Source organism: Kitasatospora sp. NPDC041917 (assembly GCF_055589745.1).
In genome coordinates, this window is record NZ_JBVJBI010000059.1 from 27,818 (window position 1) to 40,154 (window position 12,337).

Annotated in this window: 15 protein-coding genes and 4 pseudogenes; 10 read left to right on the top strand and 9 right to left on the bottom strand. The window is 68.4% G+C overall.

Annotation, left to right across the window (positions count from 1 at the left end; genetic code table 11):
- Positions 1-37: 37 nt before the first annotated feature.
- The gene (locus ACZ6EM_RS37365; protein ID WP_465774364.1) at positions 38-229 is read left to right on the top strand and encodes a transposase; all 192 of its coding nucleotides are present in this window, start codon (positions 38-40) and stop codon (positions 227-229) included.
- A 453-nt stretch (positions 230-682) separates the two neighbouring features.
- Here the strand turns inward: ACZ6EM_RS37365 and ACZ6EM_RS37370 are convergent, their stop codons facing one another.
- From ACZ6EM_RS37370 to ACZ6EM_RS37385, 4 genes and pseudogenes are all read right to left on the bottom strand, one after another.
- Entirely contained in the window at positions 683-1,105 is a 423-nt protein-coding gene (locus ACZ6EM_RS37370) for a helix-turn-helix domain-containing protein (RefSeq protein ID WP_465774365.1), read from the bottom strand.
- A gap of 106 nt (positions 1,106-1,211) precedes the next feature.
- The gene (locus ACZ6EM_RS37375; RefSeq protein WP_331768728.1) at positions 1,212-1,847 is read right to left on the bottom strand and encodes a hypothetical protein; all 636 of its coding nucleotides are present in this window, start codon (positions 1,845-1,847) and stop codon (positions 1,212-1,214) included.
- Positions 1,848-2,573: 726 nt separating this feature from the next.
- A pseudogene (locus tag ACZ6EM_RS37380) lies at positions 2,574-2,813 on the bottom strand (IS110 family transposase); the annotation flags it as partial.
- 131 nt (positions 2,814-2,944) lie between these two features.
- Positions 2,945-3,232, bottom strand: coding sequence for a hypothetical protein (locus tag ACZ6EM_RS37385; RefSeq protein WP_465774366.1), 288 nt, complete (start codon positions 3,230-3,232; stop codon positions 2,945-2,947).
- 484 nt (positions 3,233-3,716) lie between these two features.
- Between ACZ6EM_RS37385 and ACZ6EM_RS37390 the strand changes: the two genes are divergently transcribed.
- Positions 3,717-4,145 carry a hypothetical protein gene (locus tag ACZ6EM_RS37390; protein ID WP_465774367.1) on the top strand — a complete coding sequence of 143 codons (429 nt, stop codon included), beginning with the start codon at positions 3,717-3,719 and terminating at the stop codon, positions 4,143-4,145.
- On the opposite strand, the gene ACZ6EM_RS37395 is transcribed toward ACZ6EM_RS37390, so the two are convergent.
- Entirely contained in the window at positions 4,111-4,893 is a 783-nt protein-coding gene (locus tag ACZ6EM_RS37395; RefSeq protein ID WP_465774368.1) for an IS5 family transposase, read from the bottom strand. The genes ACZ6EM_RS37390 and ACZ6EM_RS37395 overlap by 35 nt on opposite strands.
- 359 nt (positions 4,894-5,252) lie before the next feature.
- Complete coding sequence (locus ACZ6EM_RS37400) at positions 5,253-5,684, bottom strand: IS3 family transposase (protein ID WP_465774378.1); 432 nt, start codon at positions 5,682-5,684, stop codon at positions 5,253-5,255.
- A 137-nt stretch (positions 5,685-5,821) separates the two neighbouring features.
- On the opposite strand from ACZ6EM_RS37400, the gene ACZ6EM_RS37405 reads away from it, so the two are divergent.
- The 4 genes from ACZ6EM_RS37405 to ACZ6EM_RS37420 all read left to right on the top strand — a co-directional run bounded on the left by ACZ6EM_RS37405 (position 5,822) and on the right by ACZ6EM_RS37420 (position 9,139).
- Positions 5,822-6,757, top strand: coding sequence for an ISAs1 family transposase (locus ACZ6EM_RS37405; protein WP_465774369.1), 936 nt, complete (start codon positions 5,822-5,824; stop codon positions 6,755-6,757).
- An 87-nt stretch (positions 6,758-6,844) separates the two neighbouring features.
- The gene (locus ACZ6EM_RS37410; RefSeq protein ID WP_465774370.1) at positions 6,845-6,973 is read left to right on the top strand and encodes a hypothetical protein; all 129 of its coding nucleotides are present in this window, start codon (positions 6,845-6,847) and stop codon (positions 6,971-6,973) included.
- Positions 6,974-7,239: 266 nt separating this feature from the next.
- Positions 7,240-8,382 (top strand): hypothetical protein, encoded by a 1,143-nt coding sequence (locus ACZ6EM_RS37415; RefSeq protein ID WP_465774371.1) that lies wholly within the window; start codon positions 7,240-7,242, stop codon positions 8,380-8,382.
- A 415-nt stretch (positions 8,383-8,797) separates the two neighbouring features.
- Positions 8,798-9,139, top strand: a complete 342-nt coding sequence (locus tag ACZ6EM_RS37420; protein WP_465774372.1) for a hypothetical protein — start codon at positions 8,798-8,800, stop codon at positions 9,137-9,139.
- An 84-nt stretch (positions 9,140-9,223) separates the two neighbouring features.
- Here ACZ6EM_RS37420 and ACZ6EM_RS37425 read toward each other — a convergent pair whose 3' ends face one another.
- Positions 9,224-9,667 carry a hypothetical protein gene (locus ACZ6EM_RS37425; protein ID WP_465774373.1) on the bottom strand — a complete coding sequence of 148 codons (444 nt, stop codon included), beginning with the start codon at positions 9,665-9,667 and terminating at the stop codon, positions 9,224-9,226.
- 34 nt (positions 9,668-9,701) lie between these two features.
- The gene (locus ACZ6EM_RS37430; protein WP_465774374.1) at positions 9,702-9,827 is read right to left on the bottom strand and encodes a hypothetical protein; all 126 of its coding nucleotides are present in this window, start codon (positions 9,825-9,827) and stop codon (positions 9,702-9,704) included.
- A gap of 113 nt (positions 9,828-9,940) precedes the next feature.
- Here ACZ6EM_RS37430 and ACZ6EM_RS37435 point away from each other — a divergent pair, with 113 nt between their 5' ends.
- From ACZ6EM_RS37435 to ACZ6EM_RS37445, 3 genes and pseudogenes are all read left to right on the top strand, one after another.
- The gene (locus ACZ6EM_RS37435) at positions 9,941-10,414 is read left to right on the top strand and encodes a transposase (RefSeq protein WP_465774375.1); all 474 of its coding nucleotides are present in this window, start codon (positions 9,941-9,943) and stop codon (positions 10,412-10,414) included.
- Between the two features lie 11 nt (positions 10,415-10,425).
- A pseudogene (locus ACZ6EM_RS37440) lies at positions 10,426-10,523 on the top strand (IS5/IS1182 family transposase); the annotation flags it as partial.
- 72 nt (positions 10,524-10,595) lie between these two features.
- Positions 10,596-10,712 (top strand): annotated as a pseudogene (locus ACZ6EM_RS37445) (ISAzo13-like element transposase-related protein); the annotation flags it as partial.
- Positions 10,713-10,729: 17 nt separating this feature from the next.
- Here the strand turns inward: ACZ6EM_RS37445 and ACZ6EM_RS37450 are convergent.
- Positions 10,730-12,061 carry an IS4 family transposase gene (locus ACZ6EM_RS37450; protein WP_465774376.1) on the bottom strand — a complete coding sequence of 444 codons (1,332 nt, stop codon included), beginning with the start codon at positions 12,059-12,061 and terminating at the stop codon, positions 10,730-10,732.
- 95 nt (positions 12,062-12,156) lie between these two features.
- Here ACZ6EM_RS37450 and ACZ6EM_RS37455 point away from each other — a divergent pair.
- Positions 12,157-12,337, top strand: a pseudogene (locus ACZ6EM_RS37455) (ISAzo13-like element transposase-related protein); the annotation flags it as partial.

Sequence of the window (12,337 nt, forward strand, 5' to 3'; positions counted from 1 at the left end):
ACACTGGGACATGTGAGCCCGGAGGAAGCAGCACCAGGTGGGAATCAAGAGCAACATGGCCAAGCGGTACACGGCGGAGTTCAAGCGGGACGCGGTCGCGCTCGTCCGGTCCTCGCCGCATCGGAACGTCACCGAGATCGCCCGGGAACTGGGGGTCAGCCCGGAGGGGCTGCGGGTCTGGGTCAAGCAGGGCAGACCGACCGGGGCGAGGGCCGGCCGGGCGAGCTGACCAGTGCGGAGCGCGAGGAGCTCACCCGGCTGCGGCGCCAGACCGTCGAGCAGCAGAAGACGATTGAGATCCTGCGCAAGGCGGCCGCCTATTTCGCGACCGAGACGACACAGATCCGCTTGACGCCCCAGGCCATGTTGCTCTTGATTCCCACCTGGTGCTGCTTCCTCCGGGCTTGCATCGCCCAGTCTCCAGGTGTCCAACCTCAAGGGGAAACTTCAGCTTGGAGCTCTGCGTCGAAAGGCCGGCATCGAGAGCTTGCGACGGTCGGTCATGATCATCAGTCATGCAGCCCGAACGGGGCCGGGTAGGCCAAACCGCCCCCTGCCTCCCGCAAGGGACCGACCACAAGGCCGTGCTCTGCCAATCCGCCGCGCCCACCTCGCGGTCTGGCCCTGCCAACACAGCCAACGAAGACGGCCCGGGCGGCTGGGGCGTCGCAGGTCTCGTCCGCTACGCGCTGATGCCAAGGTTGGCGAGTTGGCCTTCGTAACGTTGCCGCAACCGTTCGCCGAACTGCTCGGGGTCGAGGGCGTCGATCCGGGGCACCCCGGCCAGCCCAGCCCGCATCTTCCCCCCGGTCAGCAACGGGTGGATCTGGTAGGCGCCCGGCTCCAGGAGCCAGGCCAGATTCTTGTCCGCCAGTTGCTTCACGGCCCGGTTGACGCTCGGCGCACTCAGCCCGAGCAGGCTGCCCATCTCGGCCTGGGAGAGGTCGGCGCACCCGTCGTCCGGATCCTGGTAGGCGAGCAGTGTGGTGAGCAGGCGATGGCTGTTCGAGGTCAGCTCGACCAGGCTGAGGACGGCCAGCGCCTCACGGCTGATGGTCACCATCTCGGTGGTGGGGATCGGCGGGACGTACCGGGTGGTCGTCATCTGGAGTCCTCGGTCAGGGGCGCGAGCGCCTACCGGCTAGCTGATACGTTGAGCATCCAATGTCAGGTTAGGCCCGCTCCGCTGCAACGGAGCGGGCCTCGCCGTCTCAGGCGCTCCGAACAGCCCGAGCTTTCGAGGCCGCCGGCATCTTGTTCGTCTCTGCCTTAGTCGAGCCCAGCAGCACGACGTTCACGGCCTTGGCCACCGACCGCTGCTCGTCCCGGCGCTCCTTGCGCCAGGCCGCGGCGTACTCCGGGCCGGGCATCAGGAACTCGGGCACCATCGCGACCCAGACGTCCTGGGCCAACTCCTGATCCACGCTGGACCCGGCGAAGGTGAGGAACGGGTTCAGCTGGTAAACCGAGCGGCGCGCGGTCCGCAGCCAGCCGATCTCGTTGAAGAACAGCAGGGACTCGCCGACGTAGGTCCGCGAGACGCCGGAGGCGGCACTGATGTCACGATGGGTGGTCTTCAGCATGCCCAGCGGCGCCCTGCGCGGGGCCTTCCCGCTCATCTGCTGAAAGCCGACCAGGGTGCACCAGGTCCGCATCCAAGTCTGCGGGATGTCCATCTGGGCGAGGGTGAGCATCATCAACGGCGCGTCGGTCGTGTAGCCCTTGGTGGTGTCGGACTCCGCGAAGGTGCGGCCCGAGATCTTCTGCACCGAGTAGACGACGTTCCCCTGGCTGTCAAGCCGGGTCACCAACTGCTCGCCGTAGCCCAGCTTGGGCTTGTCAGCCATCGGTGCTCTCCAGGTCCCTTGATCCAATGTCACCCGGGGCACTATCACGAGTGATAGTGCTTTGGCCCTACCGTTAGAGCCAAAATCGCCTCGGCGAGTCGCCCGGCTGCTTCCGGCGGTGGGTCCGGGAGCCTGTGGATAACTCCGCCGGTTTGGCCTGGCCAGTGGGGCCAAAGTGGAGAGCGTTTGGCCCCACTGGCCAGGGCCAAACAATGACTGACACAAAATGGTCATTTTCGCAGGTCAGAGCACATTCTTTGACCAGTTCTTCCGGCGGGGCTCTCTTCTACTCCTGCCGCGCGGGAGAACCCGCGCTCCCGTACCTGCCGGCCCAGCGGCACCTTGCGTCGCAGCGGCTACCACATGTGGTCTGACCTGCGGATTTGCGACCGGGTGGCCTCCGGCGGGCTGACTGTCCGTGCCGCTGCCGCCGCCCGGGCCGGGCTCGATTCGGCCCTGCTGGCCAGGGGCGGCCGGGGGTCACTGCGCCAGTCATGGAAGTCCGGCTGCCGCCGGACACGGGCCTTGACGGCCCTTTCCACGCCTATGAGTTCCAGTGGCTGGTGCTCGTGCCCTACCCCTGCTGGTTCCGCTGGTTCGGTGACCGGCGCGGGTACCGCGTGCTCCCGGCCAGCGCTCCCAGGTCGTGAGGGTGAGCAATAGGGTCTTCGTCAGCAGGTGGTGACGTCGGCACCCGCTCGGTGGCGTCTGTCAGTGGGCAGCGCTGCCGACGGCGCGGGCCATGCGCAGAGGCAGGGCGCCGATCGAGGTGGGCTCGTCGACGATGACCAGGACGCGGCCGAACTTGGCAGCGAGCTTGTCGAAGACGGCCCGCAGGTTCGGTTGGCTGTTGGGAAATCGCTTGTCGAACACGGTCTTGCCAGCGGCGGTCAGGCCGTGGCCATAGCAGTCGCCATGGCCGACGTCCCGGCCAAGGAAGACCACGATGTCAGTGCTCCTGAGCATCACCCCACGAGGGTCATTCGCCCTCCTGGCCTCGCCCGTCCGCACCGTTCGCGCGCATCCACATCTGCGGTTCTCTCACGTGGCCGTCACGGATTGAGCTGGGGCAAGCCGCTGCTGCCGACTGATCGGGGCTATGTGTGCGGGGTGGTGCTGCCGAGCTGTTCGCGGTGGGCGAGGTCGGCCTGCTCCAGAAGTCGGCGGCTCACGTTCGGGACGAGGGCGTGCAGGGCGCCCAGCGCCCACTTCGCACGCTCGCTGCTCTGCTGGAGGCTGTAGAGGTAGAAACGAGCGGCACCGTAGACGGCCTCGGCCAGGACGAGGAGCTCGCCCTGCGGTCCAGGCGGCAGCGCGTCGGCCAGCACCAGCGGCCGTTCATTGGGCGCAGTACCCAGCCCGCCACCCACGCCGGCATCAAGCACGGCTGTTTTGGTGGGCGGCGCGTCTGGGGCTGCGGCGGCATGCTCGGCGGCACAGCGCCGTCCGTACGCGGTGCTGCGGCATTTCGTGCCGCACATCGTCCGCCGCCGTTCTCGGCCGGCCGACTGCAGCCGTGTACCGCACACCTCGCACGATTCAGGCACGGCACTGACGGCACGGGCGAATCCTTGATCGGACGTTACCTTGCCAGGTTACGGCTTTCGTGACGTCACGAGAGGCATCAGAAGCCGTTGTCGTACCGAACTTGATCAGCGTGTTTCCGCAGCTCAGGAATGATGTCGGTGCTGGCGAGGCAGGCTCGGATGGTCGGGTTGTCTCGTTGGTGGAGGTGTCGGGATGGCGTCGGTCGTGGGTCTGCTGGAGGAGCGAGAGCTGGCCGCGCGAGAGCGCGTCGAGGGGCTGCGGGAGAAGGCGGACCGGGTGCTCGCTTAACTTGCGGAGGCGGAGACGGACTGGCAGGAGTGGTTGATCGCGCGCCAGCGTGTCGGCGAGGTCCTGTCCGCGCCGCAGCCCCGGGAGTCCGGTGTCGCCGGCCGGGAATCTGAAGAGCCCTCCGCGTCGGAACCGGAACCCTCCCCGGACGCGTCCACCGCGGTCTCTCCACCGCGGGCGGCTCGTGCGGGCTCGATCGTCCCGGTGTGGCGGCCTGCATTGTCGGCCGACGTGCTGGCTGTGGACTACCAGCGCACCCTTTCCGTTCTGGCCGAACACCGTGCGGATGGGACCGGGGTGATGACATGCCAGGAGATCGCCGCCGTCCTGGGGCTGGCGCCGGTCCCGGCGAGCGTGGAGGGCGTTCGATCGAAGATGAAGCGGCTGGCGGACCGGGGCTGGGCCGACGAGCCGTCCCCGGGCAGGTTCACACTCGCCGCCGGGCCAGCCGCCGCGTCGTGAGCATTGTCATCGACCAGAGCACCGTCTGCTCATGGACGGCGGGCAGCGTCTCGTAGTCGCGCACCAGGCGCCGTGAGCGCATCAGCCAGCTCAGCGTGCGCTCGACCACCCAGCGCCTGGGCAGCACCACGAAGCCGGACGCGGCGTCGGTCCGTTTGACGATCTCAAGCGTGAGTCGCAGCTGCTGCTTCGCCCAGGTGACCAGGCGGCCCGCGTAGCCGCCGTCGGCCCAGACCAGGACGGTCTTCCGGTAGCGGGCCCGCACGCGCTCCAGCAGTGGCATCGCGGCGTCCCGGTCCGTCACGTTCGCGGCGGTGACCAGCACGGCCAGCAGCAGCCCGAGGCAGTCGACCACGATGTGGCGCTTGCGCCCCGGTACCTTCTTCGCCCCGTCGTACCCGCGTGAGGATGCCGGCACCGTGGCCGCCGCCCGCAGGGACTGCGCGTCGATCACCGCTGCGGTCGGCTCCGGGTCACGGCCGGCGTCCTCTCGGACGAGGCCCCGCAGCCGGTCGTGCAACTCGGCCAGCAGGCCCCGCGCACGCCACCGCCGGCAGAAGGCGTAGACGCGGTCCCACGCGGGGAAGTCGACCGGCATCGCCCGCCACTTGATCCCGTTGTCGACCAGGTAGCGCACCGCGTCCAGCAGCTGCCGGTGGCAGTAGCCCTCCGGCTGCCCGCCCCGGCCCTCCAGCCACGGCGGAACGGGCATCGCGTCCCGCACGACCTCCCACTCCGCGTCCGTCATGTCCGAGTCGTAGCGGCGCACACGGTCCGGACGGTCACCCGCATTCCCGAACCGGTGAGCGAGACAATCACACGACCGGGTAACCGAGTTGGACGATGTAGGCATGGAAACGCAAGACTGCAACACAGGGCCTCCCGGCCAGCTCGTTCGGACTTCGACAATCCCGAGCTGGGCAGGAGGCCTGCCTTCATGCGTGCCCCGAGGAAAGATCACTCAGCCGTGTGGCCGCACTCGAACCGATGTCCACCATGATCGGTACGACAACGGCTTCTCACACCTCCGACCTGCGGGGCAAGTTGTAGGCCATGCGGTCGGGTGCCCAGGAGCGGCAGGCCCGGCCGGCGATGACGCATCGTCCATCACGGCAAGCACCGGCATGGAGCCGTCGCGCGGCGGGTCGCGCAGCCCGCGCCGCACTCCGAGGATCTTCCCCAGGGAACCCGCATCCGGTTCGGGGCGCCTGCGGTGAAGTCGCGCTGCACCAGGTCCGGGGTGCGGCACCCCGGGGCGCGGCGGGTGTGGGAGTGAGGCCGGCGGGGGCTGACGCCCTGCAGTTCGGCCTGACGCGCCAGGCGTTCGGCTCGCTTTCGGCCGACCCGGGTGCCCTCGCGCCGCAGGACGGCGTGGACGAGAGGGGAGCCGTAGGTCTCGTGGGAGTCGGCGTGGATGCGGCGGATGTGCTCGGTCAGCTTGCCGTCTGTACATACGATGTCTCCTCCTTGCGCAGGCGCCGGGGCGGAACGTCGGATAATGGCCGAGGCCGGTGCGGGTGGCGGATCCGGGTGAGCCAGGGGTGTTTCAAAGTCCCGGTGATCATGGGAAGTTGCTGGTCATGGCTGTGTGATGTGGGCTGGTCGGCCCGTTGCCAATGCAACGAGGCCCCGGTTGAAGGGGTGACCTTGCCAAGTCGCCCTGTACCGGAGCCTCGATGTGCCGCCAGTCTGCCACCGTCTGCCTCGTCAAGCCGCCCGTTCGTCAGCACGGCACGGCGATCGGTCTGGCGGAACGGTTGCGGGACCTGGCCGATCCCCGGCGGCGTCGCGGGAGGCGTCAGCCGTTCGTGAGCGTGGTGCTGATCGCCGCCTCGGCGGTCCTGGCCGGTGCCCGCTCGTACGCGGCGATCGGGCAGTGGGCCGCATCCGCGCCGCAGCACACCCTGGCCCGGCTCGGCGCCCGGGTCGTCGGAGCCCTCGGGGTGCGTGTGCCGCCGAGCAGGGCCACGATCCGGCGCGTGCTGACCTTGGCCTGTCCGGGCGGGCTGGCCGAGCTCACCGGCGCCGACCTGGCCGGAGCGGACACCGTGGCGGTGGACGGCAAGAGCGCACGCGGCTCCCGCAACGGCCAGACGCCCGCCGCATACCTCCTGGCCGCGATGACCGCCGACGGCCGGACCGTCTCCCAACTCCGGGTTCCCGACAAGACCAACGAGATCACCTGCTTCGCCGCACTGCTGGAGCCCTACGACCTCACCGGTGTCACCATCACCGCGGACGCCCTGCACACCCAGCGCTACCACGCGCGCTTCCTGGTGGAGGAGAAGAGGGCCCACTACCTGCTCGTGGTCAAGGCCAACCAGCCCGAACTCCATCGCCGCCTGCGGTCACTGCCGTGGAAGGACGTCACCGCGCGCCGCTACGACCGCGAGATCGGCCACGGCCGCCGCGAGACCCGAGCGACCAGAGCCCTCACCGTCACCGACCTCGGCCTGGACTTCCCCCACGCTGTCCAGGCCGTGCGCATCCTGCGGCACCGCACTGACCTCGCGAGCGGCACAGTCAGCCGCCAGACCATCTACGCGATCACCGACCTGACCTCGCATCAGGCATCGCCGCAACGGCTCGGCCAGCTCGCCAGATCGCAGTAGACCATCGAGAACCGACTCCACTTCGTCCGCGACGCCACCTTCGGCGAGGACACCTCGAAGATCCGCACCGGGCACGGCCCCGAGAACATGGCGACCCTGCGCAACCTGGCGATCAACACACTCCGCCAGCACGGACACCGCAACATCGCCGCCGGCCTCCGACACGTCTCCTACGACCCCTTCAACCGGCCACTGGATCTCCTGGACATCCGCTGACCAGCCCGTCTACGCGATCACCGGACTTTGAAACGCCCCTGCCGGGTGAGCGCGTCGGCCGAAAGATTAGGTGCGCGGTCCGGCTCCAGGCACCACGACGGCCACCGCGCCCCCCAGCTTCGCCTGCGCGCCCCTGACCTGCTGCTGTGGTGTAGCTGAACGGGGGATTTCGCTGACGGGTGGTTGCGGCGGTGGCGCGGTCTGGGAATTGCACTCACGGTTCGTTTCTCTGCCCTTTCGGGCGATTACCTAACGGGAGTCTTGACATGAAGCGACTCACTTCGGGTCTGGTCATGGTTCTTCTGGCCTCAGGCACCTCCGTGTTCGGCTTTGCTTCCCAGGCGCAAGCCGCCACCATCCAGGTCAGCCCCGCCGATCTCGGCCCCCGGGGTCCCTGGTTCCGTCTCCAGGATCAGCCGGGCAACGCAGACCGGGCCCACGGCGTCCAGGAGGTGTCGCCGTTCGCCGCGCCCGACACCTTCAACGGCAGCCTCCACCTGGCCGTCGGGCCGGGAGAGCAGTCCCAGGCCGCCCACTACTTCCCGCCCACACCGCTGGATGAGATCGCCGCCTCTCCATTGTCCTACGACACGTACGTCGACAGCGCCCACTCATCCGCGACTGGCACCGGCCCCAACCTCCAGCTGCCGATCTACTGCCTGGGCGAGTTCACGACGCTGAGCTTCCAGCCGCAGCTGGCTACCGACGCGCAGGGCAACCACGGCATCGTGCCGGACACCTGGCAGCACTTCGCCTCCGGCCCTGAGGGCATCTGGACCAGCTCGCGCAGCATCCCCGGTACGCCGATCACGGCGGGCGGCGACTACCCGCTCAGCACCTACGTGAGCACCTGCACCGGCGCCAACAGCAGGGCTGTCGGTGTCATCGCCAACGTCGGAACGCTCGGTGACCCAAACGCCACCCTTGACACCTACGTCGACAACATCACGGCGGGCGGCAGCACCTACGACTTCGCCGTGGACCGCAGGGGTACCGGCACCGTCGAGCTCGAACACGGCGAGAGCTCGCGGCACGAGCGTAGGGTGGAGGGCACCGTCACCTTCGAGAGCCCCGCGGACGGCCCGCACTTCCGGCACGTCGGCACCCGGATCACCATCGCCGACGGCAGGCAGGACCTTGACCCGGCGGCCGTGCAATTGACCGCAGACGGGGTACCGGTCCCGCTGACCCAGGATGCTCGCGGCGAGCTGACCGGCATCGTGCCGGGCGCCCACCTGACGGACTTGCTCCCCGGCCAGTCGGTGTCCACGCGCATCGAGATCACTTTCATGGTCCCCGACCGTCTCGAGCGGGTGGGCCAGGTGACCGTGACCGCCGAACTCCTCGCTCAGGGCTTCGCTCCGCTTCAGCCCACCGGCGTCACTGGGCGCGATACCATCCGCCCCTGACTCACGCGGTGGGCGCGCGGGCCCTGGCGGACCTGCGCAGAGCAGCCGGCCACACCCGGGAGGGCTTCGTGCTGGCCATTGCCGAGATGGCCCGGCAGCTGGACGTCCGGGCGGCCGTGAGCGGCGTCTGCTGCGTAGGTGGGAATCGACCGCCCCGCCGCTGCCACACCTCGGTCAGCAGCGGGCTGGAGGCGCTGCTGGGCGTGCCGGTTGAGGAGATGGGCTTCGCCGTCCCGGTCGAACGGCGCGGCATGGCCGCGGTGACAGGGCATCATGGCCCCGTGGAGCGCAGACGTGTCGTGGTCGAGGTCGGCGCGGTGCTGTCTGCCACGCGTGTGGGCCGACGGATCCGCCGCCTCCGGTGCGCGGACCAACTGCGTGCCATCGCCCGCGCTGCTGACCGGATCGACAGATCTTGCTGCTGGAGAAGCAGCGGCGCCTGGTATTCGCCGAAGCTTTCACCGAGCCGCCGTACGGCGAGGCCACGCCGGCCGACGTCGACCGGGCTTTCAAGCGGTTCCATTCCCAGACCCGCAAGCCCGGATTCCTGGCCGCCCTGGCCTTCGTGCCGGACACCACGGTGGCCGGCACGGCCTACGGCTGCCCGCTGGCGGCGAGCGCCAGGTGGTGGGACACCCTATGGCCGCCCTATCGGCCGCTTGCCGCAATTGCCGATTCGGCGGCGGCTCGGCATGACCGACCGCTCCATCGAGCGCCTGGCCAACGGTCCTACCCCGGCAGAGCCAGGCCTCCCTGAACCGCGAACAGTCCTGCCGGTGGATCCGCAACATGCCGGTCTCGACGAACTGGTCGGAGACCTGTCAGGTCAAGCACAGGATTTCTATGTGAAAAGCCGCCGCAACTCCGACTTGGCTCTAGCCATGTCACCGTACGAGGCAAAGATCCGAGCACGCTCAACGGTGTCCCGAGCTTCGAGCAGGAGCGCATTGGCCTCGAAGCGGTCCACGGCGACGGTCGGCGGTGGATAATTCATGCTTCCAGGATTCTCAGTCGGCCCTTCCATGATCGAGCGGACCGCATTGGAGAAGAAGCGGAGCAGCCCCTCGAAGAGGGATATCGGTTGGCTTCCCGCCTCCAGGGCTAGTGTTTTGATATTCCACGAATAGAGCGGCTTGTCGTGGAGGTCTCGCCAGCGCTTGACAAGGCGAACCGTGCGCTGCAGAGACCCGTTTGATTCGATCTTCGCCTGCCTGAGCAGCTTGGCATGACTGATTGGATCGTTCACGTCCCAGCCTTCGGTGATATCTGTATTGGGAATCAGCAAGTCACCCCCTTTAGCCGGTAGTGCCAAAATAACGTCACATGTCTCCATTTACCCGCGGATCGAAGTCGAGGATGATCGACCGCTTTCCTTCCGTGGTGACCGTGAGGTTCGGGAATTTATTTCCGAGGATCTCCTTGAGTCTATCTGCGGTCTTCTGCATCTCTTCTTGCGGACCGGATTGGTCTTTTCCCGGCCCTAGGGCCTGTGTGAGGTTGTGATCAATCTTCGGGTTCTGCTCCTGCTCCGGGGCAGAACCCGGTAGGAATGTTGGCTGTGACGCGCAGGCAACTCACTGACGAGCAGTGGAGTTTGATCGAGCCCTATCTGCCGATCGGCAGGTTCGGGCCCTATCCCGAACGGCTTCGTGACCAGTTCGAGGGATTGATCTGGCGGTTCCGTTCCAGCGCTCAGTGGCGGGAGCTGCCTGACGAGTTCGGCCCCTGGTCCACGGTCTTCGGCCGGTTTCGGGTCTGGCGGGACGCCGGCGTGTTCAGCGCCCTGCTCGAAGGCCTGATCGCCGAGGCCGCCCGCGAGGAAAGGACTGACCTGTCGCTGGTCAGCGTCGACTCCACGACCGTCCGAGCCCACCACGACGCCGCCGGGATGCCCGTGGACGAGGAGCTCATGCAGGCCTTGGAGGAGGCCGCGCGCGAGCAGGAGGCGGCCCGACAAAAAGGGGCGAGTCGCAGGAACAGAACGGACAGGACGAGCGCGGACGGGTCCGATCGCGACGCAAGCTCCGTCTGAAGCAGGCCCTGCTCGGCAGGTCACGGGGCGGGCTGACCAGCAAGGTCCATCTCGCCGCCGTCCGCCGGCACTCGTCCTGACCGCCGGGCAGGCCGGAGATAGCCCGCAGTTCGTCCCCGTCCTCTCCAAAGTGCGCGTGCGCCTGCCCGTCGGCCGGCCTCGCACCCGACCCGGCGCGGTCGCCGCGGACGCCGGGGGCTCCAACGGCCACCGCACCCGGGCCTGGAAGATCGAGCTCGCCGCCTTGGCCGCCGAAACCGGGCTGACCATCACCGTGTGCCACCTGCCGCCGGGCACCCAATGCCGTTGCTTGACTCAGTGAACTATCACAGGGTTCAGGGTGATGGTCTTCGCTGGGACACGTCGGGTCGGTCGACGTGGTTGACCTGCCTTGCGGATTGAGTAGCGGCCGTCGGCGCGTTTCGGGAGCCGGTCGGCTTCCCTGAGCCGCCTGGGGCCGCTGTCGAGCTTGCGGCGGACTTTCGCTGCCATGTTCGCCAGGAACTGCTTCATCCTGGCCGGGGTGTGCTGGCTCTGCCGGACCACGCTGCGCCGGACGTGCTTGAGGATCTTGAGGAAGGAGATCCGGTCGGGGTCGAACCGGCCGCGGTCGGCGACGCGCATGACGATCCGAGTCAGGCAGTGATGGATGATCAAGTGCGCCCACGCCTCCTGGCGTGCCAGTTCCGGGTCGGCGGAGCGCAGGATCGTCAGACCACCGCGCTGGAACGTCTTGATCTGCCGATAGGCGGTCTCCGCTTCCCAGCGCTCGTGATACAGGGCCGCCAACTCCGCGGCGGGGAAGGCGTCAGGGTCCATCAGATCGGTCAGCAGGCGGATGACCTCGCCGCCGTCGACCTGGTACTCGATGACGCGCACCAACACCCCGCCGGGGTGGTTCCCCTTCTGTCCGGCCAGGTTCATCCGCGCCAGGTAGGTGCCGTCCGGCAGGTGCTCGACCGGGCGGCGGGCCACGCTTGAGCGGGCCCGCAGGAGCAGGTGAGCCCCGGTCCGCGTGTAGGCCTTCCACAGCTCGACGCCTGGGAAGCCGCGATCCATGATGACGAGCATCCCCGCCGCACTGCCAGCCATCGCCACCGCCAACTCCCGTTCCCCGCCGCTGAATGCGCCCACCCGGGCGTCCACCGACGCGTGCGTCGCGGCCTCCGTCAAGGTCACCACCCGCACCTGCGGGAACCCGGCCGGGTTACCTCGCACGTCCAGGAGCCCGCCCAGCCCGGCCCGGTTGGCAGGTGTGTCCGGCGCATCCAGCACGAACCCGTCCACCGCCGCGACCCGCATCCCACGGTAGAACGCACCCGAAAGCCCCAGCGGCGCCGCCGGCCCGGCCAGCTTCCGGAACACCGCCTCCAGCGCCGCCTCGCCCAGCCGCCGCCGAGCCCGCGTGAACGAGGACTTGTTCGGGATCGCCTCGTGCATATCCGGCCATGCACCCACCAGGTTCTCCGCGACATCGTCGTAGGAGTCCTGATGGAACAGCGCCAACGCGAGCACGTAGTAGACCATGAACCGGGACGGCAGCGCCCCCGGACGCCGATCCCGCCGACGGCACTCCGCCAGCGCCTGGTCCACCAACCCCGGCGGCACCCACTCGGTCAGGACACCAAGCCGTACCTCGTCGGACAAGCCACTCCACGGATGCACAACCGGACCAACGACCCCGCCCCGACACCGTCACCCGTTCCGCGGCAGTTGTTCTCGAATTCAAGCAACGGCATTGGCCGGGCACCTCGAAGTGGAACAAGATCGAGCACAGGCTGTTCTCCCACAGCGCCATGAACTGGCGCGGCCGCCCACTGACCAGCCACGAGGTCATCGTGCAGACCATCGCCGCCACCACCAGCCGCAGCGGACTGCGCGTCCACGCCGAACTCGACACCGGCAGCTACCCGACCGGCGTCA

Excerpts from the sequence above, each read along its gene's own strand:
- ACZ6EM_RS37370 (WP_465774365.1), bottom strand. The coding sequence starts at position 1,105 with ATGACGACCACCCGGTACGTCCCGCCGATCCCCACCACCGAGATGGTG.
- ACZ6EM_RS37375 (WP_331768728.1), bottom strand. The coding sequence starts at position 1,847 with ATGGCTGACAAGCCCAAGCTGGGCTACGGCGAGCAGTTGGTGACCCGG.
- ACZ6EM_RS37395 (WP_465774368.1), bottom strand. The coding sequence starts at position 4,893 with ATGACGGACGCGGAGTGGGAGGTCGTGCGGGACGCGATGCCCGTTCCG.
- ACZ6EM_RS37405 (WP_465774369.1), top strand. The coding sequence starts at position 5,822 with ATGTGCCGCCAGTCTGCCACCGTCTGCCTCGTCAAGCCGCCCGTTCGT.
- ACZ6EM_RS37410 (WP_465774370.1), top strand. The coding sequence starts at position 6,845 with ATGGCGACCCTGCGCAACCTGGCGATCAACACACTCCGCCAGCACGGA.
- ACZ6EM_RS37415 (WP_465774371.1), top strand. The coding sequence starts at position 7,240 with ATGAAGCGACTCACTTCGGGTCTGGTCATGGTTCTTCTGGCCTCAGGC.
- ACZ6EM_RS37430 (WP_465774374.1), bottom strand. The coding sequence starts at position 9,827 with ATGCAGAAGACCGCAGATAGACTCAAGGAGATCCTCGGAAATAAATTC.